At 64.9% G+C, this 21877-nt stretch carries 20 protein-coding genes; 10 read left to right on the forward strand and 10 right to left on the reverse strand.

The window, feature by feature from the left end; all coding sequences use genetic code 11:
* Positions 1 to 66: 66 nt before the first annotated feature.
* Together AC1RT8_RS15625 and AC1RT8_RS15630 are read left to right on the forward strand one after the other, a co-directional pair.
* Positions 67 to 618, forward strand: coding sequence for a homogentisate 1,2-dioxygenase (locus AC1RT8_RS15625; protein WP_493076580.1), 552 nt, complete (start codon positions 67 to 69; stop codon positions 616 to 618).
* Positions 619 to 740: 122 nt separating this feature from the next.
* Positions 741 to 1610 carry a cytochrome-c peroxidase gene (locus tag AC1RT8_RS15630; protein WP_493076581.1) on the forward strand — a complete coding sequence of 290 codons (870 nt, stop codon included), beginning with the start codon at positions 741 to 743 and terminating at the stop codon, positions 1608 to 1610.
* On the opposite strand, the gene AC1RT8_RS15635 is transcribed toward AC1RT8_RS15630, so the two are convergent.
* Complete coding sequence (locus tag AC1RT8_RS15635) at positions 1605 to 1997, reverse strand: winged helix-turn-helix domain-containing protein (RefSeq protein WP_493076829.1); 393 nt, start codon at positions 1995 to 1997, stop codon at positions 1605 to 1607. The genes AC1RT8_RS15630 and AC1RT8_RS15635 overlap by 6 nt on opposite strands.
* Complete coding sequence (locus AC1RT8_RS15640; RefSeq protein ID WP_493076582.1) at positions 1997 to 2203, reverse strand: TOBE domain-containing protein; 207 nt, start codon at positions 2201 to 2203, stop codon at positions 1997 to 1999. Before AC1RT8_RS15640 ends, AC1RT8_RS15635 begins: the two co-directional genes overlap by 1 nt.
* Before the next feature lie 90 nt (positions 2204 to 2293).
* On the opposite strand from AC1RT8_RS15640, the gene AC1RT8_RS15645 reads away from it, so the two are divergent.
* The gene (locus AC1RT8_RS15645) at positions 2294 to 4342 is read left to right on the forward strand and encodes an NAD(+) synthase (protein WP_493076583.1); all 2049 of its coding nucleotides are present in this window, start codon (positions 2294 to 2296) and stop codon (positions 4340 to 4342) included.
* Positions 4343 to 4427: 85 nt separating this feature from the next.
* Here AC1RT8_RS15645 and AC1RT8_RS15650 read toward each other — a convergent pair whose 3' ends face one another.
* Positions 4428 to 4760 (reverse strand): DUF6481 family protein, encoded by a 333-nt coding sequence (locus AC1RT8_RS15650; RefSeq protein WP_493076584.1) that lies wholly within the window; start codon positions 4758 to 4760, stop codon positions 4428 to 4430.
* Positions 4761 to 4976: 216 nt separating this feature from the next.
* On the opposite strand from AC1RT8_RS15650, the gene AC1RT8_RS15655 reads away from it, so the two are divergent.
* Genes AC1RT8_RS15655 through AC1RT8_RS15665 form a run of 3 tightly spaced genes read left to right on the forward strand, consistent with a single transcriptional unit; the run spans position 4977 to position 10592 of the window.
* Positions 4977 to 10088 (forward strand): beta strand repeat-containing protein, encoded by a 5112-nt coding sequence (locus tag AC1RT8_RS15655; protein ID WP_493076585.1) that lies wholly within the window; start codon positions 4977 to 4979, stop codon positions 10086 to 10088.
* Positions 10089 to 10126: 38 nt separating this feature from the next.
* On the forward strand, positions 10127 to 10279 hold the full coding sequence (locus AC1RT8_RS15660; RefSeq protein WP_372848309.1) for a hypothetical protein: 153 nt from the start codon (positions 10127 to 10129) through the stop codon (positions 10277 to 10279).
* Positions 10280 to 10295: 16 nt separating this feature from the next.
* Positions 10296 to 10592: a PqqD family protein gene (locus AC1RT8_RS15665; protein WP_493076586.1), complete on the forward strand. Its 297-nt coding sequence runs from the start codon at positions 10296 to 10298 to the stop codon at positions 10590 to 10592.
* Here the strand turns inward: AC1RT8_RS15665 and AC1RT8_RS15670 are convergent.
* Complete coding sequence (locus AC1RT8_RS15670; protein WP_493076587.1) at positions 10568 to 11497, reverse strand: hypothetical protein; 930 nt, start codon at positions 11495 to 11497, stop codon at positions 10568 to 10570. The two genes, AC1RT8_RS15665 and AC1RT8_RS15670, sit on opposite strands and share 25 nt — an antisense overlap.
* 398 nt (positions 11498 to 11895) lie before the next feature.
* On the opposite strand from AC1RT8_RS15670, the gene pdxR reads away from it, so the two are divergent.
* Complete coding sequence (gene pdxR / locus AC1RT8_RS15675) at positions 11896 to 13329, forward strand: MocR-like pyridoxine biosynthesis transcription factor PdxR (RefSeq protein ID WP_493076588.1); 1434 nt, start codon at positions 11896 to 11898, stop codon at positions 13327 to 13329.
* A 25-nt stretch (positions 13330 to 13354) separates the two neighbouring features.
* Here pdxR and AC1RT8_RS15680 read toward each other — a convergent pair whose 3' ends face one another.
* Positions 13355 to 14116 (reverse strand): SDR family oxidoreductase, encoded by a 762-nt coding sequence (locus AC1RT8_RS15680; RefSeq protein ID WP_493076589.1) that lies wholly within the window; start codon positions 14114 to 14116, stop codon positions 13355 to 13357.
* A 232-nt stretch (positions 14117 to 14348) separates the two neighbouring features.
* Here AC1RT8_RS15680 and AC1RT8_RS15685 point away from each other — a divergent pair, with 232 nt between their 5' ends.
* Positions 14349 to 15251 (forward strand): hypothetical protein, encoded by a 903-nt coding sequence (locus AC1RT8_RS15685; protein WP_493076590.1) that lies wholly within the window; start codon positions 14349 to 14351, stop codon positions 15249 to 15251.
* 83 nt (positions 15252 to 15334) lie between these two features.
* On the opposite strand, the gene AC1RT8_RS15690 is transcribed toward AC1RT8_RS15685, so the two are convergent.
* Complete coding sequence (locus AC1RT8_RS15690) at positions 15335 to 16249, reverse strand: MBL fold metallo-hydrolase (protein WP_493076591.1); 915 nt, start codon at positions 16247 to 16249, stop codon at positions 15335 to 15337.
* Between the two features lie 279 nt (positions 16250 to 16528).
* Positions 16529 to 17251, reverse strand: a complete 723-nt coding sequence (locus tag AC1RT8_RS15695; RefSeq protein WP_493076592.1) for a GntR family transcriptional regulator — start codon at positions 17249 to 17251, stop codon at positions 16529 to 16531.
* Between the two features lie 613 nt (positions 17252 to 17864).
* Between AC1RT8_RS15695 and AC1RT8_RS15700 the strand changes: the two genes are divergently transcribed.
* The gene (locus tag AC1RT8_RS15700; RefSeq protein WP_493076593.1) at positions 17865 to 19133 is read left to right on the forward strand and encodes a cation:dicarboxylate symporter family transporter; all 1269 of its coding nucleotides are present in this window, start codon (positions 17865 to 17867) and stop codon (positions 19131 to 19133) included.
* A gap of 32 nt (positions 19134 to 19165) precedes the next feature.
* Here AC1RT8_RS15700 and AC1RT8_RS15705 read toward each other — a convergent pair whose 3' ends face one another.
* From AC1RT8_RS15705 to AC1RT8_RS15715, 3 genes are read right to left on the reverse strand one after another with little or no spacing between them, the layout of a single operon-like run.
* Entirely contained in the window at positions 19166 to 19876 is a 711-nt protein-coding gene (locus AC1RT8_RS15705) for a hypothetical protein (RefSeq protein WP_493076594.1), read from the reverse strand.
* The gene (locus AC1RT8_RS15710; protein ID WP_493076595.1) at positions 19873 to 20724 is read right to left on the reverse strand and encodes a hypothetical protein; all 852 of its coding nucleotides are present in this window, start codon (positions 20722 to 20724) and stop codon (positions 19873 to 19875) included. The genes AC1RT8_RS15705 and AC1RT8_RS15710 overlap by 4 nt, the downstream gene beginning before the upstream one ends.
* Positions 20725 to 20729: 5 nt before the next feature.
* Positions 20730 to 21122 (reverse strand): DUF6152 family protein, encoded by a 393-nt coding sequence (locus AC1RT8_RS15715; protein WP_493076596.1) that lies wholly within the window; start codon positions 21120 to 21122, stop codon positions 20730 to 20732.
* 241 nt (positions 21123 to 21363) lie between these two features.
* Between AC1RT8_RS15715 and AC1RT8_RS15720 the strand changes: the two genes are divergently transcribed.
* Positions 21364 to 21846: a carboxymuconolactone decarboxylase family protein gene (locus AC1RT8_RS15720; RefSeq protein WP_493076597.1), complete on the forward strand. Its 483-nt coding sequence runs from the start codon at positions 21364 to 21366 to the stop codon at positions 21844 to 21846.
* Positions 21847 to 21877: the final 31 nt, after the last annotated feature.

Genomic DNA, 21877 nt, shown 5'->3' on the forward strand with positions numbered 1-21877 from the left:
CACGATCATTCGCCGATTCGTGCTATATCCGGTCGTATATAGCTAAATTCGCGGAGGAGAAGTCGTTTGAAACGTATCGTGATGACAGTGCTGCTGGCGTCGGCCGCCGCGACCGCCGCCGCCGGCCGGCAGGCCCCGCAGCAACCGGCGATGGGCGGAGCCGAGGCGCAGCCGGTCTGTCCGCGCGATGCCGCGCCGCTTCCGCCCGAACTCGCCGGCTGGGCGAGCCGCAAGCCAATGACGGCCGCAGTCGATGCCGCCTCGCTCGCCGGCGCGGCGCTCGCGCCGGGCACCGCGGTCGATCTCGCGCTCGCCTCAACCCCGGCGGTGACCTATGTGTTGCGCCCCACGCGTCCGGGCGGATCGGTCAGCCATGGCGGCATGGCCAATGTGGTGGTCGGCGAGGCGGGCACCTATCGTATCGCGATCGGTTCGGGCGCCTGGATCGATCTGGTGCGGGACGGCACGTCGCTCGAATCCGTGGGTCACGGCCATGGCCCGGCCTGCAGCGGTGTCCGCAAGATGGTGGATTTCGCGCTCAAGCCGGGCAGCTATGTGCTGCAGATCGTCGGCAATGGCGCGGCGACGCTGCCGCTGGCGATCGTCAAGCTGCCCTGATCGCGCGCCTGCGCCTCGCTGCCCTGGCGGTCGCCGCGCTGGCTCTGGGCGGGGCGGCGGCACCGTGGCGCTGGGCGCTGCCGCTAGAGCAGCCGGCCCCCGTGGTTCCACGCGGCAACGCAATGAGCGTCGCCAAAGTCGAACTGGGCCGGCGCCTGTTCCACGATGCCGATCTGTCGATCGACGGCAGCATGTCGTGCGCGACCTGCCATGAGCAGCACCGCGCCTTTGCCGACGGCAATACGACCCATGCAGGAGTCCATGGCGACCCCGGCCGCCGCAACGTGCCGGGACTGGCCAATGTCGCCTGGGCCAGGAGCCTGACCTGGGGCGACCCGCGCATCACCACGCTCGAGGCCCAGGCGCTAGTTCCCATGACGGGCCTGCGTCCGGTCGAGATGGGCATGGCGGGACAGGAAGCGGAGATCGCAAAGCGGCTCGGCCGTGACGCCTGCTATGGCGCCATGTTCCGCGCCGCCTTTCCCGAAACCGGTGGCAGGATAGATTTCGCGCAGATGGCGAAGGCGCTGGCCGCGTTCCAGCGGACGCTGATCTCCTTCGACAGCCCCTATGATGCCTGGCGGCGCGGCGATGCGGCGGCGATGCCGCCGGCGGCCGTCGCCGGACGCGCGCTGTTCGCGAAGCACTGTGCCGGCTGCCATGCCGGGCCGATGCTGAGCGACGGCCGGTTCCACCGGATCGTCGCGCCAGCCGCGCGCGACCTTGGCCTTGGCGAGATCACGGGGCGCGCGGCCGATAATGGCCGGTTCCGCACCCCTGGCCTGCGCAACGTCGCACTCACCGCCCCCTATTTCCATGACGGGTCGGCGGCGACGATCGAGGCCGCGATCCGCAGGCACCCCGGCGCCGGCGCGACGAACGATGCCGACATGGCCCGGCTGACAGCTTTCCTCTCGGCGCTGACCGACCCCCATTTCATCACCGACAAAGCCTTCGCGCTGCCCGACACGGCGTGCGGCAGGCCGCTATAGCGCCGCCCGGCCATCGGTCGCAGGCGGCAGCGGCGCGTCGCGGAGCAGATCGGTGAGCCGCGCGAGCGAATCGCTGGCGCCAGCGCTCGCCAATGCCGCCTCGAGCGCACGATAAGCGGCCAGGACCGACCGCCCCGTCTCGGTGAGGCGGGCGCCCCTGGCGCTGCCGCCGCCCGGGGTGGTTTCGACGAGCTTTTCCCGGAAGCAGCGATTCATGCCATCGACCAGGATCCAGGTCCGCCGGTAGCTCATGCCCAGCGCGCGGCCTGCCGCCGAGATCGAGCCTTCGCGTTCGATCGCCTCGAGCAGGTCCGCCTTGCCCGGCCCCATCGCGGCCTCGTCGCCGCAGAACAGCTGCGCCTTCAGCTTGAGAGGCCCGACCCGGATCATTTCCCGATCAGCACATCGCTCGCCTTGACGATCACAGTGACCCGATCGCCGACGGCGAGGCCCAGATCGGCGATCGCCTCCTCGGTGATGCTCGAGGTCATGACGTTCCCGCCGCCGATATCGACCTTGACGGTGCCGTTGACCGCGCCGGGCGTGATGCCGACGATGACGCCTTCGATCTGGTTTCGCGCACTGATCCGCATCTGCCGTCTCCTGTGCGCCGAGCCTATCAGGTTGTGCGCGAATTTCGAGGGTGTCGCTTTGGCGGGGAAACCCCGCTAAGCGCTTGCACCATGGCGAAGGCACACCCTTTCCACTCGATCCACAGCCATGAGCTGATCCGCGTCGGCGCCTGCACCCCGCATGCGACGGTGGGCGATCCCGCCGCCAATGCCGAGGAGACGATCGCGCTGGCGAAGCAGGGCCACAAGCGCGGCGCGGACCTGCTCGTCTTCCCCGAGCTCAACATCAGCTCCTATGCGATCGACGACCTGCATTTGCAGGACGCCCTGCAGCGCGCGACGATGGACGCGCTGGCATCGGTGGTCGCGGCCAGCGCGAAGCTGCGTCCGGTCCTGCTCGTCGGCGCGGCGATCCCGCGCAACGGCCGGCTCTACAATTGTGCCGTCGTCATCGCGCGGGGCCGGGTGCTGGGCGTGGTGCCCAAGACCTTCCTGCCCAATTACCGCGAATATTACGAGAAGCGCTGGTTTGCGAGCGGTGCCGGCCAGAGCGGCGAGATCGAGGTGGCGGGCCAGACCGCGCCGTTCGGCCCCGACCTTATCTTCGCCGCGAGCGACCTGCCCCATTTCATCTTCCATGCCGAGATCTGCGAGGATTTCTGGTCCCCCACCCCGCCCTCGACCATGGGCGCGCTCGCCGGGGCGCTGGTCTGCTGCAATCTCTCCGCCTCCAACATCGTCGTCGGCAAGGCCCGCGAGCGGGCGCTGCTCAGTGCCTCGCAAAGCGCGCGGGCGGTCTGCGCCTATGTCTTCTCGGCCGCCGGGCCTGGTGAAAGCACCACAGACCTGTCCTGGGACGGCCAGGGCATGGTCCACGAACTGGGCGAGTTGCTCGCCGAGTCCGAGCGCTTCCCACAAAAGCCGGACATGCTGATCGCCGATGTGGATTGCGGCCGCATACGACAGGAGCGGATGCGCACCGGCACGTTCAACGATTCAACCATGTTCGCCGGCCATCCGGAAACGCGTTTCCGCCGCGTCGCTTTCGAGCACAAGCCCGACTTCGCCGATATCGGGCTGGAGCGCGACATCCGCCGCTTCCCCTTCGTGCCCAACACGCCGGAAAAGCTCGATGCCGATTGCTACGAGGCGTTCAACATCCAGGTCGAAGGACTGCTCAAGCGCTTCGAAGCGGCAAAGGCTGAACGCCTGGTGATCGGCGTGTCGGGCGGGCTCGATTCGACTCATGCGCTGATCGTCGCGGCCAAGGCGATGGATCGGCTCGGGCTGCCCCGCAAACGCATCCTCGCCTTCACCATGCCCGGTTTCGCCACTAGCGAGCATACCAAGGGCAATGCCTGGGCGCTGATGCGTGCGCTCGGCGTCGACGGCGACGAGATCGATATCCGCCCCGCCGCCCGGCAGATGCTCGCCGACATGGGCCACCCCTTTGCGGATGGCGAGCCGGTCTATGACGTGACCTTCGAGAACGTCCAGGCGGGCCTTCGCACCGACTATCTGTTCCGCCTCGCCAACCAGCGCGGCGGGCTGGTGGTCGGCACCGGCGACCTGTCCGAGCTTGCGCTTGGCTGGTGCACGTACGGCGTCGGCGACCAGATGAGCCATTATGCGGTGAACGCAGGCGTGCCCAAGACGCTGATCCAGTTCCTGATCCGCTGGTGCATCCGCACCGATCAATATGACCGCGAGACCGATGCGATCCTCGAGGCGATCCTGTCGACCGAGATCTCGCCCGAGCTGGTGCCCGCGGGCGCTGACGGCGCGATACAGAGCACCGAGGCGCGTATCGGGCCGTACGAGCTCAACGATTTCTTCCTGCACTATGTCGTGCGGCACGGCATGGCGCCGTCGAAGATCGCGTTTCTCGCCCTCCACGCCTGGCGCGACGCCGCGGCAGGCCGCTGGCCGCGCGACTTCCCGGTCGCGAGCCGCCATGACTATGATCTGGCGACGATCCGCGGCTGGCTGGAGAAATTCCTCGTCCGCTTCTTCGTGACGAGTCAGTTCAAGCGTTCGGCGATTCCGAACGGGCCGAAGGTTTCAGCGGGCGGGGCGCTTTCGCCGCGGGGTGACTGGCGCGCGCCTTCGGACGGCACCGCCAAGCCGTGGCTGGATGAGCTGGCGAAGAACCTGCCCTGACCCGTTTGACCTTCGCCGGGGAAGCAGATTGAGGTTCCTGCAGAGGTGATATCAGCGGCGGCCCAGCGAGGCCGCCCGCCGGAAATTACTTCCGCTTCTTCCGCGCCGCGTAACGCGCGTCGCGCGCCGCCTTCTTCTCGGCCTCGGTCAGCTCGGCGCGGACCGTCTTCTGCGCTTCCTCGGCCTTTGCGGCTTCGGCCTTGGCGATCTTGTCGAGCTTTGCCTGCTCCATCGCTGCCTTCTTGTCGGCGCGCTTCTGCGCCTCGGCGGCTTCCTTGGCCGCGCGCGCTGCGGCGCGCTCGGCGGCCACGGCCGGATCGAGCGGCGGTTTCGCCTTCAGTTTTTCGAGAGCTGCTTGCTTGGCCTGCGCGGAAAGCGCGGCACGGTCCTTGAAGGAGGGTTCTTTATACGATGCCATCGGCGCCCCTTAGAGCCTTTTCGCGCGATAGGAAATGGGGCTCGACAGCGAGGAGAAAGGCCGCACAATCCCATAGCAACCAAGGAATTTGCATTTGCCGGGCCATTATATCGTGCCGTGACAAGGGCCACCATTATGAACTAAATTAAGGTTACTAAAAAATGGGTACGCACGAATCCGGGCGGGACGGGTCGAGGCGCTGACGGGGGAATATCGATGGCTAAGGTCGCACTTGAGTTCGACGAGGACGTGGTTGCCGTCGATCTGGACGCGTTCGACCAGCGATCCGACCCTGCCGCCAACAATATCGCGCCGATATTCTCGGACCTCGATCGCGACCTGTTCTCGTCTGCGGCAGTACAACGGCCGGCCGATAGCTATCTCGACGATCATCGTGCCGTGATGGCGGTAGCGAGCCTGTTTGCCGACCCCGCCGACACCCAGCCCGCGTTCGAACCCGACCTGTCCCTTCCCCTGTTTCGTGCCCAGCTGCGCGATGGCGGCGAGCTCCAGCCCCAGGACTTCACCACGACCTACGATGCGACGGAGCAGGTCGAGTTCGATCTCAAGGGCACCATCCTGCTCGACGATCCGGGGTCGGGCCTGAACCCGATCAGCGTCATCATCTCGGTCGACTATGGCGTGCTGACGGTCACCGCCGGCACCAGCGGGGCGGACGTCGCCGACAGCGGCACGGGCAGTGTGACCATCACCGGCACGCTGGCGCAGATCCAGGCGCTGCTCGACGACGACGCCACCAGCACGATCACCTATCTCGCCGATACCGATACGCCGCCTGCCAGCGCGGAGATCAGCACCTCGATCGACGATGGCGGCGGCGTGCCGATCGTCGACACGACGACGATCACGATCGCGGCGGTCAACGATGCGCCGGTGCTCGACCTGGATTTCTTCGAGCCCGGCAATGATGCGGTGGCCAGCTACACCGAGGGCGACGCCCCTCTCCTGCTCGCGCCCTTTGCCTTGCTCGCCGACGACAATGACAGCTTCGACGGCGCGACGCTCACCATCGCGTTCGACATCAACGGGTCGGCGGACGATCAGCTGACGGTCAACAGCATCGGCACCGGCCTCGGCGAGATCGCCGTGGTCGGGACGACGATCAGCTATGAGGGCGTCGACGTCGCCACCATCAGCGGGGGCGAGGACGGCGCGGCGCTGGTCATCACCTTCAACGCCGATGCCTGCCACTGCGCGGTGCAGACGGTGATGGCGAACATCGCCTATGCCAATGATTCGGATACCCCCTCAACCGACCAACGGACCCTGAGCTTCACGCTGGTCGATGGCGGCGGCACCGATCTTGGCGGATTCGATACGGGCAGCGCGCTGGTCGTGCTCGACGTCGCCGCGACCAACGACGCGCCGACCGCCACCGCGCCGCTGACGGATTATGCGGCGACCGAGCAGGTCGCGCTCGACCTCAAGAACACCGGACTCTCCGTCGCCGACACCGATGCCGGCACCGGCGAGGTGACGGTGATCCTGGGCGTCGACTATGGCGTGCTGCACATCGAGGCAGGCGGCACCAGCGTCGTCATCACCGACAATGACAGCTGGGAAGTGACGCTGACCGGCACGATCGACGAGATCAACGCCCTGCTCAACGGCGACGCCACCAGCGTCGTCACCTACACCGCCGACGATGATTCCCCGCCGTCCAGCACCACGCTGACGCTGGACATCTTTGACGGCGGCAACAGCGGCGACGGGGGCGAGCAAAGCGGCGGCACGACCGCGAATATCGTCATCACCGCGGTCAATGACGCGCCTCAGCTCGATCTCGATTTCTTCGCGCCCGGCAACAATGCGGCCGCCACCTTCGTCGAGGGCGATCCGCCGGCCTATCTCGCCTTCTACGCGACCTTCGACGACGATAACGAGGATTGGGACGGCGCGACGATGACCATCGCGATCACCGGCGGCACTGCGGGCGATCAGTTGACCATCGAGGATTTCGGCACCGGGCCCGGCGAACTCGGCCTCGACGGGTCGAACGTCACCTATGAAGGCGATGTGGTGGGTACGTGGAGCGGCGGCGTCAACGGCGCGCCGCTGGTCATCACCTTCAACGCCGATGCCTGTGCCTGTGCGATCGAACTGCTCGCGGCCAGCATCCTCTATGAGAACACCGACAATCTGACCGCCGCCAGCTCGCGCACCGTCACCTTCACCTTCGTAGACGGTGCCGGCGGTGACGACACCACCAGTGCGACCGTCGCACTCGATGTGCTTCCCTTTGCCGAGATCATCACCGGACCCGATGTGACCGGGGACGAGGACACGGCGATTGCCCTGACCGGCATCGTGGTCGACGGCGTCGCCGCCGACCCGGCGACGAGCATGGTAACGGTCACCTTCAGCGCTGCGCACGGCACGCTCGACATCCGCACCGACGTGGCCGGCGGTATCGACGCAAGCGCCATCACGGGCGGCACCAACGGCTCGTACAGCATCACCATCACGGCCACCCAGGACCAGATCAACGCGACGCTCGCGGCGACGAACGGCCTCACCTATCTGGGCGAACAGGATTATAACGGGGCTGACCAGCTGGACATTTCGGCAGCCGCCGTCAGCTCGGGCGGGCCGATCGCCTTCACCGAGTTCCCGCCGCTCGTGCTCGGCGTGCCGGCGACCGCAATCGCCTTCCCCGACCTTGACGGCGACGGCGCCGCCGACCTGATCTTCGGGCTCGACGGCGGCATTGTCGCGTTCAGCAACACGATCGCCGGCAGCTTCCCGATTCCGAGCGGGGCGCCAAGCGCCTTCGCCTTTGGCGACTTCGACGGCGACGGCGATCTCGATATCGGCTTCTCCAGCTATGATGCGGCCGGTGCCGGCTATGTCGGCTATGTCTCGTCGCTCACCGGCGATACCGAGACGATTGCGGCTGTCCCCTACGCGACGGATCTCCTCGCCGCGGACCTGAACGGCGACGGCATGACCGATCTGATCGTCGCCGATGCCGACAACGGCCGAATCGGCGTGATCCTGCAGAGCGCGCCGGGTGTGTTCCAGCCGCCGGTCTATTCAGCGACGACCAGCCAGTTCACCGGCGCGATCGCCATCGGCGACGTCAATGGCGACGGGTTCGTCGACGTGCTGGCCGGCAATACCGGCACCCTGCCGGGCCAGGTCTCGCCGGGATCGATCGACCTGCTCCTCGGTAATGGCGACGGCAGTTTCGACCCTGCGACTCAGATGCTGAGCGGCGCGGCCCATGTCACCGATGTCGTGCTGGCCGACTTCAATGGCGACGGCGATCTCGACATCGCCTTCTCCTCGGTCGCCGACCTGTCCGACCCGAGCTCGATCAGCGGCGTGCAGGTCGCGCTGGGCAATGGCGACGGCACCTTCGCCACCGCTGTCGGCTACACCACCACCGCAACCGGGGCGCCGGCGCAGATCGTCGCGGGCGACCTCAACGGGGACGGCTTCATCGACCTCGTCGTCACCAATGGCGACGATCCGGGCACGATCTCGATCCTGGCCGGCAATGGCGACGGCACCTTCCAGGCACCGATCGATCTGGACAGCGACGGACAGCCCGTCGGCGTCGCGCTGGGCGATGCGGATGGCGACGGCGACCTGGATATCGTGGTCACCAACCTGCTCGACGGCACCATCACCACCTATAATAACGACAGCACTGGGGGCCCGGGCAGCATCTCCGCGATTCTGGGCATCACCGTCGATCCGGTCGACGATGCCGCGGTGGCGATCGACGATAGCGGCTTCACGGTATTGGAGAACGCGACCGTCGTCATCGACGTGCTGGCGAACGACACCGATGTCGACAATCCGGCGGCCGTGCTGGCGACGGTCAACGGCGTCACGCTGACCAATCCGGGCGACTTCACCACCCTGACGTCCGGCGCCCGCGTGTCGCTGAACGCCGACGGTACGCTGACCTATGATCCGCACGGCGCGTTCAACTCGCTGGTTGAGCTGGCCACGCACACCGCAACGGGTGCGCTCAACACCAGCGCGACCGACAGCTTCACCTATGAACTGACCGGCGGCGATACCGCCACGGTATCGGTGACGGTGAACGGCGCAACATCGGCGGACGACCGCCTCGCCGGGGATACCGGCAACAACGTCCTGACCGGCCGGGCAGCATCCGATCTCTACATGCTGCAGCATGGTGGCACCGACAGCGCGTCGGGTGGCGGGGGCAATGACGGTTTCTATTTCGGCGCTGCGCTCGACGCGACGGACAGCGTCGATGGCGGCGCGGGCGGCGACGATCAGGTCGGGCTGCAGGGCGATTATACCGGCGCGAACGCGCTGACGTTCGGCGCGAACAATCTGGGCGGCATCGAGACGCTGGTGATCTTCTCAGGGAGCACGACCAGCTTCGGCGACACCAGCGGCAACTCGTACAGCTACGATCTGACGACGGTCGATGCGAATGTCGATGCGGGCAAGACGCTGACGGTCAACGCCAATCTGCTGCAGGCGGGCGAGAGCCTGACCTTCAACGGCGCGGCGGAAACCAATGGCGCCTTCCTCATCTATGGCGGCCTTGGCGAGGACGACCTGACCGGCGGCCAGGGCAGCGACGCCTTCTTCTTCGGCGATGGCGGGCGCTTCACCGGTGCGGACCGGGTCGACGGCCAGGGCGGCGCGGACGACCAGCTGGGCTTGCGCGGCGACTATTCGGGCGGGGTCACCTTCCTCGCGACGACGATGACCAATATCGAGACGCTGGTGCTGATGTCGGCGACCGACGCGCGCTTTGCCCCACCGGGCACCTCGTTCGATTACAATGTCACGCTCGACGACGCCAATGTCGGCGCTGGCCAGGTGCTGACCATCTCGGCCAATGCGCTGAAGGCGGGCGAGGATGTGATCTTCGACGGCTCGGACGAAAGCGACGGCTCGTTCCGCTTCATGATGGGCTCCGGCAACGATAGGATGACCGGCGGCGCGAATGCCGACCAGTTCTGGGGCAGGCTCGGCCAGGACGTGATGACCGGCGGCGGCGGCAACGACAGCTTCAATTTCCGCGCCATCACTGAATCGACCACCGGTGCGATGGACCAGATCACCGACTTCAACGCCGGCGACCATATCGATCTCTCGGTGATCGATGCGAGCACCTCGGGCGCGGGCAACAACGTCTTTTCCTATATCGGCGGCGACGCGTTCAATCATGTCGCGGGCGAACTGCGCGTGTCGGGCGCAGGCAATAGCTGGACGGTCGAGGGCGATGTGGACGGAGACGGAATCGCCGATTTCGCCATCGCCGTCACCACGCTGGGTGGATACAGCTTCACGGGCGCCGATTTCGTCCTATAAGCGATGGATTGTTCAAGGTTTTAAAGGGGGAAACCGGAATGAAGCAGGTCGACAAGCCTTCCACGACGCAGCGCGCATCGCAGCCGCGCCGCGCCTGGGTGGCCCCGCGCGTCGAAAAGATGAAGGCCGGCGACGCTGAGAACAGCTTCGATCCGATCATCCCGGACGGCGCGCTCAGCTTCGGCTCCTGATCTGCCGGGGGCCGTGATGACCGCGCTTGTGGCCCGCCGCCTGCCCGGGCTGGTCGAGGCCGAGGTCGATGGGGAGCTTGTGGCGCTCCATATCGAGAACGGCACTTGCTACAGCTTCAACGCGACCGCCGCGCGCATCTGGGCGCTGCTCGATCGCCCCAGGAGCATCGCTGACATTTGCGACGCCCTGACGGCCGATTTCGATGTCGATCCCGCCACCTGCGGCGATCAGGTCGTGCTTTTACTTCAAGACCTGGAAAAGGACGGCCTGGCCGTCCTGGAAGGCCATCAGTCGGCGTCCGCGCCCAGATAGGCCTGCACCACGTCGAGCGTCGGGGCGAACCAATCCGGGCTCCATGGCCGTTCCAGTTCCAGTACCGGTACCTTGCCGACAAGCGCCACGCTGGCTGACCAATGGCGCTGCGTATCGCCGAGCACCGCGATGTACCGCCCGCGATAGGTATTCGCGAGCACGGCATTCAACGCCTCCGCGCCGCGCAGCCGCCTGATGGCCACAAGCTGCGCCTCCTCCGAGCGTTTGAGCACGAAGATGGCGCCCAGCGGCATGCGGGCCGGTGCCTCGCCGCGACGCGCCGGCACATTATATTTGTCCCGCCCGTCGAGCGCCCGCTCGAAACCTTCCGTGGTGCGGCCGGACCGCTCGAGCGAATCGCGCCACAACCGCATGTGCGGAATGCCGGGATGCGCGACCGGCCGGCCCGCTTCGTCGAAACCGATCACACATACATCGTCCGACAGCAGCGGATAGCCGCGATCGTGGAAGAGCGACGCCAGGGTCGATTTGCCGGCGCCGGACGCGCCGGTGAAGGCGATCGCACGACCGCCGACGACCACGGCGTTGGCGTGAAGCGGCATCAACCCGCGCTGGTGCAAGAGCGCACCGAACGCCGAGCCGAGCAGGAACAGGCGCACATTGCGCGGTGATGCGCCCTCCACGGGATCAACAAGGATGCGGCAGCCCTGCTGGATGCCATAGCGCGCGATATCGGGCACGTGCAGCACGGCGCCCGTCTCGGTCACCACCAACTCCTGTACCGCCGACCGCACGGGACCCAGGTCGTCGAAGCGGATATCGACATCGACATCGGCATCGGTTCCATCAGCCGGGTGAAGCTCGGGCAGCTCCATCTCCGACCGAACGGTCAGGCCGAACAGCGAATAAAGATGGGTCAGCCGCTTGCCGGAAAGGTCCGTCATGGTCCGGCGCACACTCCCTCGGCTTGAAACACGGCCCTGCTATGCGGCCCGGCGGCGCTTGTCGATTCGTCCGGAAGACGTGGCGTTACCGTCAGTCCGTTGCGAGCCGCTCTCCGCAGGATGGGGTTCGGTCCCTGACGGCATGGGTCCAGCCCCCGAGCGATGACCGTTCGGCAAAAGGGGCCGTCGAGCACCCCGCAGCCCCGGCGTTCCACACCATTCGCCCGGTCAAGCTGAATGCCATCCATTTCCGTCCCACCACCCATGATCGTAGATTTCCCTGGATCATGTCACATTTCGTGAAGCTGGATCGTCAAGGGAGCCAAGGGATCCGCTGGCGGCGCGGGCAGGCTCGAACGTTTCCGGACCCGAGACTGGTCAATATGTGAAGGAAGAAGATGACCCTACCCTGGCCGTCGAATGGCTTCGCCTTTGCGATCGACCGGTCGCGCGCCACGCCGATCACGGTCCAGATCACCGACACGCTGCGCTCGGCGATCCTGGAAGGCAGGCTGGCGCCGGGCGCCCGACTGCCTTCGTGGCTGGACCTCGCGACCCAGCTCGGCGTGGCGAGAGGCACGGTGAAGGCCGCCTATGAGGTGCTCGCCGATGAATTCCTCGTCGCTTCGGCGGGAGCGGCCGGCACCCGGGTCGCTGATCGACGGCCCGCCGGCCCGGTGATCGAGGACGTTCGCATCCGTCGACCGCTCGAGGGTATCGAGCCCGGATTCTCGCTTTCCCCCCTGCCCTTCCAGATGGGTGTCCCGGCTCAGGATGCCTTTCCCGCCAAGCTGTGGGCGCGGTTGCGCACACGTGCCGCGCGAGACGACGCGATGGCGCCGGTCGGCCCGCCCGATCCGCGCGGCCACCCGGAGCTTCGCGCGCAAATCGCGAGTAACCTCGCCATCACCCGCGGTATCAGTTGCGTGCCCGATCAGATCATCCTGACCAGCGGTTACAAGAACGGGTTGTGCCTCACGATCCTGGCCTTGCGGGCCCAGGGGCGATCGGCCTGGATCGAGGATCCCGGCTTTCCTGTGACGCGAATGGGGCTTGAGCTTGCTGGCGTGACGCCGATCGCCGTGCCGGTCGACGCCGATGGAATGCGCGTCGACCTGGGCGTCGCGGCCGCGCCGGATGCGGCATTCGCGATCGTTACGCCGGGCCAGCAGGCGCCGACCGGCGTGTCGCTATCCCCTGAGCGACGGTGCGACCTGCTTGCCTGGGCGATTCGCGAGGATTCCTGGATCGTCGAGGACGATTATTTGAGTGAATTGCAGCTTTCCGGGCGCGCCGCGCCGGCGCTGGCAGCGCAGGATCCCAGCGGCCGCGTCATCCATATCGGCACCTTCAGTAAGACGCTGAGCCCGGCACTCGGGCTCGGCTTCGTGGTCGCGCCGGTATCGCTCGCCGCCCACTTCGCCGACGTGGCGGCGTGCCTCAACCCCGCACCGAACACGACGACCCAGCTCGCCCTCGCCGGCTTCCTCGCCGACGGTCATTTTCTTCGCCACCTGCGCCATATGAAGCGATTGTATCGGGACCGTCGGGATGCGCTGCGCGCGCGGCTGGGCCCCTGCCTCACGGTCGAAAGCTGTACCGGGCTCGCTTTGTTGACGCGGCTGCCCTCAGGCATGGACGATGTGGCGTTGGCTCGACTCGCGCTTGACCGCGGGATCGCCCCGCTGCCGCTCTCGATCTGGCACCAGGATCGTGCCGAGGCTCGACCCGGCTTCCTTCTTTGCGTGACCAATCTGCGCAACGGCCAACTCGACAAGGCATGCGATGTACTCGCCGCGCTCATCGCCGAGCATGAGACCTCCGTGGCGTGAGGACGATTGCGCGGCGGTCGGCCGCTCAACGTTTCGGCGGCGGAGGGACATCGGCGATCCAGCGGTCGAAGGAGGTCACGCCAAGCCGCGCGTCGGGCCCTGGAATCAGCGAATTCTCACTGAGGTGGATACCGAAGTAGCGGGCATTGGGATCGGTCACCACCGCGCGCGGATCCTTGTCATGCTCGAGCACGCGAGCGATCAACTCGTCGAGGTGGAACTTCTCGGGGCCGCCGATTTCGATCGTCCGGTTGGCTGCGGGCGCCAGCGCCGCCTCGACCGCCGCGGTCGCGACATCTTCCGCCGCGATCGGCTGAATGAAGGCATGCGACAGATGGACACCGTCATCGCGCGTCGCTTCGTCGGCAATACCGCGCAGGAACTCCATGAACTGGGTTGCGTGCAGCAAGGTATAGGGGATCGGGCTATTGCGGATCAGCGCCTCCTGCACGAGTTTCGCACGGAAATAACCGGCATCGAGCAGCCGCTCGGTGTTCACCACCGACAGGGCGACATGCAACCCGACCCCCGCCACGGTTTCGGCCGCGATCAGGTTCTTCCCGGCGGTCAGGAAGAAATCCATCGCGGCCTGATCCTCGAAGCTTGGAGAGTTAGCGAGGTCGACCACGACCTGCGTCCCCTCCATCGCCGCCGCGAGCCCTTCACCGGTGATCGTGTTGACCCCGCTGCTGGGCGCGGCTGCGATCGCCCGATGCCCCTTGCCGTTGAGCATCGACACGACCTTTGAGCCGATCAGTCCGGTTCCACCGATTACGACGATCTTCATGAGCCTCGCGTTCCTTTCAGCGTTCGTGAATTCGCGGCTCGGCGCCACCTTTCGATTGCATTCGAATAAGTGGAGAGGTGGACCGGCTACGAGACCCAAGAGGTGGCAATGCACCTGTACCAACGGAAGAAATGGTACAGTACATATACCGGTTCTCGGGCCTTAAGGCGACAGCCCCTCCTGGCTATCCGGCGGGACAAGGCAATCCGAAAAACGCGCCTCGAGGAAGATCATGACCTCCCCCATCCGTATCCTGCTGCAGACGACCATCCAGACGACCATCGATGACTGGCACATCGGACGCTTCTCGATGCTGCGCGATCATCTCGCCAGCCTGGTCGACGAGGACGGCGCTCCTCTTTGCGAGGTGACGGCGCGTGATCGCACGCGGCCAGGAAGCCCCGATCCGGTGCTGTCGACGATCGACCGGTCGGATTTCGACGAACTCTGGCTGTTCGCGGTCGATACCGGCGATGGCCTGACCTCCGCGGATTGCGAGGCGATCGGCCGCTTTCGCGAGCAGGGCCGCGGCCTGCTGGTGACGCGCGACCATATGGATCTGGGCTGTTCAGTGTGCGCGCTAGGCGGCGTCGGCAGCGCGCACTTCTTTCACAGCAACCATCCCGAACCCGACGCGGCCCGCCACGTCATCGACGATCGGGAATCAGTCGATATCCTGTGGCCCAATTACCATTCCGGAGCGAATGGCGATTTTCAGACGATCACGATCGTCGATCCGCCACATCCCGTGCTGCACGACCCCTCGACGCCCGAAGGGCTGATCCGTTTCCTCCCGTCACACCCCCATGAGGGCGCGGTCGGCGCGCCGCAAAGGGATGGCTCCGCACGGGTGATCGCGACGGGCGTGAGCCAGGTAAGCGGCAACCGGTTCAATCTCGCCGTGGCGTTCGAACCATCGGCCGACGCGGGACCCGGATTCGCCGAATCCACTTTCCATCACTTCGCCGACTATAATTGGGATCCGTCGAAGGGATGCCCCAGCTTCGTCGCCGAAAAACCGGGCGACGCCCTGGCCCATTCGCCCGAAGCGCAGCGGGCCATCCGACGCTATGTCCGCAACCTGGCGGTCTGGCTGGCCGGCCGGCAGGTTGCCGAGGACGAAACCGTGGCATGATCGCGCGGGTCCGCCGAATTGCCCTCGATATCATGACTGCGATCGGGGCCGCGTGATCTTGCGCGGCCCCCACCCACAAGCGGTCAATAGTCCCAGAAGGCCGCGACCCAGCGGAAGCGATCGCCGTCGACCGCCACCCGGCCTACCGATGGGAACGGCATGTGCGTGGCCACCAGCACCTCGCCGGTCGCTGCCGCCTCTTGCAAGATACGGATCCGAACGCGGACCGCCTCCTCGGGATCATGCTCAAAGCCGTTGTGCCATTCGGGATGCTCGAAGGCGACGGGGAACAGGGCATCGCCGGCGAACATCAGCCGATCACCGCCGGACGTCACGCGGACCACACTGTGTCCTGGCGTGTGGCCGCCGGTACGCTGCACGACCACGCCCGGGGCAACTTCAAACTCCTCCTCGAAGGTCTGGAGCCTGTTGTGGTATTCGTCCAGGAACTGCTTGGCGGTCGACCGCAGCACGTCCGGCACCGGTGACGGCATTTCGGTATGGGCAAAATCGGGGGCGGCCCAGAAATCGACCTCGGCGGCTGCGGCATGAATCCGCAGGTCTGGGCGCAGCCTGTTCTTCACGTCATCACCGAGCAGCCCGCCCACATGGTCCATATGCAGATGGGTGAGGACGATGTCGGTCACCGACGCAAGGTCGATACCGGCGGCCTCCAGCCGCTGGATGCATTGCCCGGCGCGCGGGAAGCCGGGGAACTGACCGCCCAGGCCGGCGTCGACGAGGATGGTCCGATCGCCGCTTCGCACCACGACGACGTTCAGCGCCCAGTCGAACGCGTCCTGCGGCAGGAACATCTGCTTGAACCAGGCCGAGCGCTCGGCCGGCTCGGCATTGGTCGACATCGTCTCGGTCGGCAGCGGCAGCACGCCGTCGCTGATCACAAGCACGTCGATCTCGCCAATTCGCATCGCGTAACGTGAAGGGACCAATTCTTCGGACCGCGATCCACCGAGGTCCGAGACATATTCCAGGCTCATATTTGTCTCCTGAATCCGCGGTTTGGGCACCGCGTTTCGAGACATCTCAATAATTGGAAGGGTGGATCGACTACGAGACCTGAGAGGTGGCAATGCAACTGTACCAACAGCGAAACAATACGGCATATTTGCCAGGTCCCCGGATCCGGGCGCCAATGATCGGGGAGCAGCGAAAGGAATTGTCAGCCTTGGCCATCGCCAACAATTGGCAGCCCCGTTTGCCTCCAGGCAGTCGCTTTGACAGAATCTTTTTGATCTCACCCCTACCTGCGGCTCGCGTCAGCGCAGCTTCATGTCCATCCGGACAACGTCGCCACGATAAATGCCCTTAGAAAACAGGATCAGCCGGCCTCGCTGATCCGATGCCGACCGGTCGATGAAACAGACCGGTGCATTGAGCGGCACGTCGAGACTGCGCGAACTCTCCATATCGGCCATGCCAATGGTCAACGTCTGCCTGGCGTCGGCGATCTTGATCCGGGGAATGCTCGCGGCGAGGCGAAGCGCCGTCATGGTAGTCAAGGAACTCACCGGTAGCCGCGACGCGAGATCGGCGTCGATGAACACATCCGCCACCAGATAGGGCTGCCCGTCGCGCGAATGCACACGGCGAAGATGGCGGTATCGCCCGGCGACGCTGCCGATATCGTGGGGCGGCGATATGTCGAGTGGCCCGGTTTCGTCGAGAAGGACACAAATCTCCGCGCCCGCGCGAGCGTTTAGCAACCCATGCCAATCAGTCTCGACCTCACACCACAGACGTTCGCTGGCCTTCTTGGTGACGAACGTCCCCTTCGCGCGGTGCCGTATGACAAGGCCGTCCGCGACGAGCAGCCCGACAGCCTGACGGATCGTAACCGGCGACACGCCATATTCGGCAGCAAGCTCACCAATGGTCGGAATCTGCGCCCCTTCGGCCCACAAGCCCGAATCGATCCGATGCCGGAACAGCGTCGACAGCTGAATGTAACGGGAGACGCCGTTTCCGGTCTTAAAGCTCATGCCCCGCATCATAAGATAAGCGGGACGACTTTCAATTGCGTCCAGCCAGAAACCAAGAGGAATGGTTCTACAAATCCATGAATCATAGGCGAATCCGGAGCGCGTGCGGCGACCGATGAGGCCTTGCGAAAAAGGGGGCGCGCGACGGCCAGCGTAACTTCATCTTGCCTCATGCAGGCCGTGTTTTGCGCGACGCGACAGGCGTCGTGCAGGATGCCTGCTTATCTTATAACCTATCTATATATGCTAAACTACAGGCGAACGAGCAAGGCATTATCGCTGCCGCCGGCCGAAACCGCCACCCCCGGAACCAGCTTTCCCATGCCGAATTCCCCGGCATATTTCCCGACGCAGGATTACCATACTTGATTGCCGCCGTCGCTTGATCTAAAAAACTAGTATATAGAATGTAGCTAGGCTAACGCCACCGCCGACAAGGTCGTCAGCGCACGGACGATGCGCCTGAAGGTGGGTCGAGAGGGGATTCGGCATGCGAGAAACGCCGTTGGTCGCCATACATCCCGGGCAGCGGCACGGAGCGCGCAAGAGCGCGGCCATGGCTCGGTATGATCGCCGCGACCGCCCGCAATCTGCATCTTGATCAGGGCTCACAATGAAGATCTTACGGCAACTTTACGTTCAGGTGCTGATCTCACTGCTGCTGGCAGTCGCCCTGGGATTGATATCCCCCCAGATCGCCGTGGCGATGAAGCCGTTGGGGGACATATTCATCAAGCTTCTGCGCATGATGCTGGCGCCGATCATCTTCACGTCTGTCGTTATCGGCCTGTCGCATATTGCCGACATGCGACAGCTCGGCCGCCTCGCCTTCAAATCGATCCTGTATTTCGAGGCGGTGACGATTCTGGCGATGTTCCTCGGCTTCGCTGTGGTCAATATCTTCCAGCCCGGGATCGGCTTGCATGCGACCGGCCTGGCCCTGACCGACAAGGTTGCGGATGCCGCATCATCGGCCCATCAATTCACCGCGATCGGCTTCTTCATGGGCATCGTTCCGGACTCGCTGGCCGCTGCCTTTGTCCATGGCGAAATCCTGCAAGTCCTGTTCGTGTCGCTCATCTTCGGCGTCGCGATCAACGCGAGCGGAATGGGGCAGCAATCGGCTCTGATAAAGGGCATCTCCTCCTTCCAGGATCTGCTCTTCAAGGTCCTGGGCTTCATCATGCGGCTGGCGCCGCTGGGCACCTTCGGCGCGATGTCCGCGGCGATCGGCAGTTTCGGTGCGGCGACGTTGCTTTATCTCGGCAAACTCGTCCTTCTATACTGGCTGACCAGCCTGTTCTTTGTCTTCGTGATCCTCGGCGGCATCGCGGTGCTGTTGCGATTGCCGTTCTTCAAGATATTGCGCCTGATCCGAAGCGAACTGGCGATCGTTTTTGGGACGGCATCGGGCGAAGTCGTTCTTCCGCGCCTGCTCCACAAGCTGGAGCGCGCGGGATGCGACGGCGCCGTGGTCGGTTTTGTCCTTCCCGCCGGATATAGTTTCAATCTCGACGGGACCTCGATCTACATGGCGATCGCGGTGGGCTTCATCGCCCAGGCCACCGATACGCCATTTTCATTTATCGATCAGGCCGGCGTGCTCGGCGTGCTGCTGCTGACGTCCAAAGGGGGGTCGACTGTAGCCGGAGGCGCGTTCGTCAAGCTTGCCGCGACACTGCAATCGGTGCGATCCCTTCCGCTCGGCGCGCTGGGCCTGTTGTTCGGCGTCGATCGACTGATGTCGACATGTACGGCGCTGACGAATATCATCGGCAATACGCTGGCGGTTTTCGTGATCGCGCGGTCCGAGAATCTGTTCGATGCGAGCAAGCTCGACGCCGCGTTAAGCGAAGCCCTTGTGGATCAGGCGGATATCTGACGCCGCCGGTCTCGACAATGCGACCGCATCGGTCACATTCGATGATCAAGAATGCAAACCGATTCCCGCAGGCTCATCCCGCTCTGTCGATCGAGCATGAGGTTCGTCTGCCACGCCTTGGTATAATATTGGCCGTCGTCGATAGTGATCGTCAGCCTAATCCTGTTGGGCGTGACAAATCTGTATCGCTCTTCGACTTTCAAATTCTCGCCATGCGGCATGCCTGCATAATCAAGCCAGGTCATGCTGTTGAAACCACGGCTACGAATGACGAGCGCGTCCCCCTCCCGGCTCGCGTTCGCGGTTCCAAGATAGGTCGGGTCCGGCGCGTCCGCGATGGGAGCGTCGAAATAGACCACCCGAAAGCTATGGTTCACCTCATGGATGAACGTCACCTGCTTCCCATATTCGAGGATGAGGAACGGATAAGGCGAATAAAGCAGGCGGGGAATCCCGTGCGGCAGGCAACGCCGGATGGGGTCGCCGCCCCGGCCGGCCTTCAACGCCACCTTTCGTTTCTGATACGCCGCCCGGCCGACGGCGGTGAATGGCGGCGTGGCAGCGCCGGCACCTGCCATCTCGCGGCGATCGGCCAGCCATTTTCCGGTGAAATCGGCCTGGCCCGCGCTGGGCGGGTCATAGACCCGGTCGGGTGCCGGACCGCTCTGGGCGGCAGCTGTCAGTGCGAGCAGCGCCGAGCCCAGAAGAGCGCAACCGAGCGTATGGCCAGCCCTGCGACTCATCGACCCGCCTCCCCTTTTGCCGGCACATGTGCGCCTGGAAGGAACTCGTTATTCTCCTCGCAGGCATATTCAGCCAGCGTCAGGTCGCCGCGCCAAGCATAAGTGAGTTTGGTCGACCACGGCGCGGTGAAGCGCTCCGGATCCTCGATGGTGATGATATCCTGAAGATCCACGCCGCCCTTGTCGTTCGCGACCTTCGTGAATCGCTCGGTGATCTTGAGCCCTTCGCCGTGCGATGGCGATTCCTTGTCGACGTCGGTCCCCTTGACCTGATTGGTGGTCTCGACGACCAGGCTGTTGCCGTCCCAATATGCTCTGGAATAGCCGAGCCGCGTGCGCGGCAGGCCCGACGGCACGGGTTTCCCGTCCATGTGGATGAACCGGACGTTGTGCATCACCTCATACAATATGATGATCGCCCCGCGCGTGTAGACGAACTGGATCGGATGGGGTGCCATGTTGACGCGGGGCACGCCTGCCGGAATGCACTGGGTCGGCGCATCCCTCACCTGCACGCCGGCTTTCTCGAGCGCGAGGCGCTGTTCCCGCAGCTTCCTGCCCGCCGGCGTCATCGGCGGCAGCGAACCGTCGAGCTGGCGGAGGCTGCGCACGTAGCGGCGCGCCATCCACACCCCGGTGAAATCGCGAGGATCGCTCGGTGCCGGCTTCACGTTCCACGGCCGCTCATCCTCGCCGCTCCCGGCCCTTTCATCCTCGCTCTGCGGTGCGGCATTGCCTTGCGTGACCGGGGCGCACAGACCGAGCATCGCGACCACGACGAAAAGAGCGAGGCGCCCTTGGCTTGACGATGGCGACGGGCCCAGCGACGCCGGCTTATTATCCGGCATGTCGATCACGCCTCGAAGGCCCGTCCGTCGGCGAGTTGGATCTTCTTCACCGCCCCGCCAGGATTGCCGTTCTTCAACGGATTGATCGTGAGAATGACTTTATCGCCCGGCTTTACTGCGGTCCGGGTCCACCCCTTTCGCCCCAGACTGATCGGACTGCCGCCCTCGATCCGGTAGATGACGGGTTGTCCCTTCTGCGAGACGACCAATTCAATCCAGACATGCGGATTGGTCCACTCGATCGTTCGCACCGTGCCTTCCAGGACCACCTGCTTGGTGGCGTCGAACATGGCGAAGGAATGGTGCGCAACCGCCGGCGCGCTCGCAAATGGGCCAATTGAAGCAATCGCCAACGCGACACCTCCTCCGCCCAGCCGGAAAAAGCGATCCATGGTCATCCTCAACTCCAGCATTGCCCGGCAGTTCGCATCGCTTGACCGCCTTGTCCGATTCTTTCATAGGCCAGTTAAGTCTGTTTGACTAGGTTTTAGATACATGCTCCGGCAAGGTGGCGGATTCGGACAAGGAACGAGAAACGTGCGCGACCTTCCTCCGCTGGATATTCCCCCCGGACGGAGTCGCCTGGGGGAAATCGACCCAGGCCGATATGACGAAGCTCAGCGCAACGCATCGAAAGCCTTGATCAACAGCCCGCGCGGACAGGTACGGGGGCCCTTCGTCGTGATGCTGCGCAGCCCCGAATTGGCGGACAGGACGCAACGGCTCGGAGAGTTCCTCCGCTATCGCTGCTCGGTGCCCGCAAGGCTCAGGGAATGGACGATCCTGGTGACCGCGCGCATTTGGCAACAGGCCTATGAATGGGACGTGCACGCACCACTGGCTCGGGCCGCAGGCGTCTCGCGAGCCGCGATCGCGACATTGAGCGGCGGCCGGGAACCAGTGGACGCGGCGCCTGACGAACGTGCGATCTATGCGTTCGCCTATGATCTGCACTGCGTCCGATTCGTGACCGATGAGGTCTATGGCGACGCCCGGGACCTCCTTGGCGAACGCGGCGTCGTCGAACTGGTCGGGCTCTGCGGCTATTATGCGATGCTGGCGATGACGATGAACGTCGCCCGGACGGATTTCCCGGGCGACCCCTTCGCCATTCCCGACTGAGCGCGGAGGGAGCGGCATCCCGTCGAACCGG

This window comes from Sphingomonas sp. GW821-FHT10F11 (assembly GCF_058809095.1).

What these genes read in the sequence shown, in the direction of transcription:
- AC1RT8_RS15710 (WP_493076595.1), bottom strand. Translation starts at nt 20,724, where the DNA reads ATGCCGGATAATAAGCCGGCGTCGCTGGGCCCGTCGCCATCGTCAAGC.
- AC1RT8_RS15685 (WP_493076590.1), top strand. Translation starts at nt 14,349, where the DNA reads ATGACCTCCCCCATCCGTATCCTGCTGCAGACGACCATCCAGACGACC.
- AC1RT8_RS15705 (WP_493076594.1), bottom strand. Translation starts at nt 19,876, where the DNA reads ATGAGTCGCAGGGCTGGCCATACGCTCGGTTGCGCTCTTCTGGGCTCG.
- AC1RT8_RS15670 (WP_493076587.1), bottom strand. Translation starts at nt 11,497, where the DNA reads ATGACGGACCTTTCCGGCAAGCGGCTGACCCATCTTTATTCGCTGTTC.
- AC1RT8_RS15700 (WP_493076593.1), top strand. Translation starts at nt 17,865, where the DNA reads ATGAAGATCTTACGGCAACTTTACGTTCAGGTGCTGATCTCACTGCTG.
- AC1RT8_RS15650 (WP_493076584.1), bottom strand. Translation starts at nt 4,760, where the DNA reads ATGGCATCGTATAAAGAACCCTCCTTCAAGGACCGTGCCGCGCTTTCC.
- AC1RT8_RS15640 (WP_493076582.1), bottom strand. Translation starts at nt 2,203, where the DNA reads ATGCGGATCAGTGCGCGAAACCAGATCGAAGGCGTCATCGTCGGCATC.
- pdxR (WP_493076588.1), top strand. Translation starts at nt 11,896, where the DNA reads ATGACCCTACCCTGGCCGTCGAATGGCTTCGCCTTTGCGATCGACCGG.
- AC1RT8_RS15660 (WP_372848309.1), top strand. Translation starts at nt 10,127, where the DNA reads ATGAAGCAGGTCGACAAGCCTTCCACGACGCAGCGCGCATCGCAGCCG.
- AC1RT8_RS15645 (WP_493076583.1), top strand. Translation starts at nt 2,294, where the DNA reads ATGGCGAAGGCACACCCTTTCCACTCGATCCACAGCCATGAGCTGATC.
- AC1RT8_RS15655 (WP_493076585.1), top strand. Translation starts at nt 4,977, where the DNA reads ATGGCTAAGGTCGCACTTGAGTTCGACGAGGACGTGGTTGCCGTCGAT.
- AC1RT8_RS15665 (WP_493076586.1), top strand. Translation starts at nt 10,296, where the DNA reads ATGACCGCGCTTGTGGCCCGCCGCCTGCCCGGGCTGGTCGAGGCCGAG.
- AC1RT8_RS15630 (WP_493076581.1), top strand. Translation starts at nt 741, where the DNA reads ATGAGCGTCGCCAAAGTCGAACTGGGCCGGCGCCTGTTCCACGATGCC.
- AC1RT8_RS15690 (WP_493076591.1), bottom strand. Translation starts at nt 16,249, where the DNA reads ATGAGCCTGGAATATGTCTCGGACCTCGGTGGATCGCGGTCCGAAGAA.
- AC1RT8_RS15715 (WP_493076596.1), bottom strand. Translation starts at nt 21,122, where the DNA reads ATGACCATGGATCGCTTTTTCCGGCTGGGCGGAGGAGGTGTCGCGTTG.
- AC1RT8_RS15695 (WP_493076592.1), bottom strand. Translation starts at nt 17,251, where the DNA reads ATGAGCTTTAAGACCGGAAACGGCGTCTCCCGTTACATTCAGCTGTCG.
- AC1RT8_RS15680 (WP_493076589.1), bottom strand. Translation starts at nt 14,116, where the DNA reads ATGAAGATCGTCGTAATCGGTGGAACCGGACTGATCGGCTCAAAGGTC.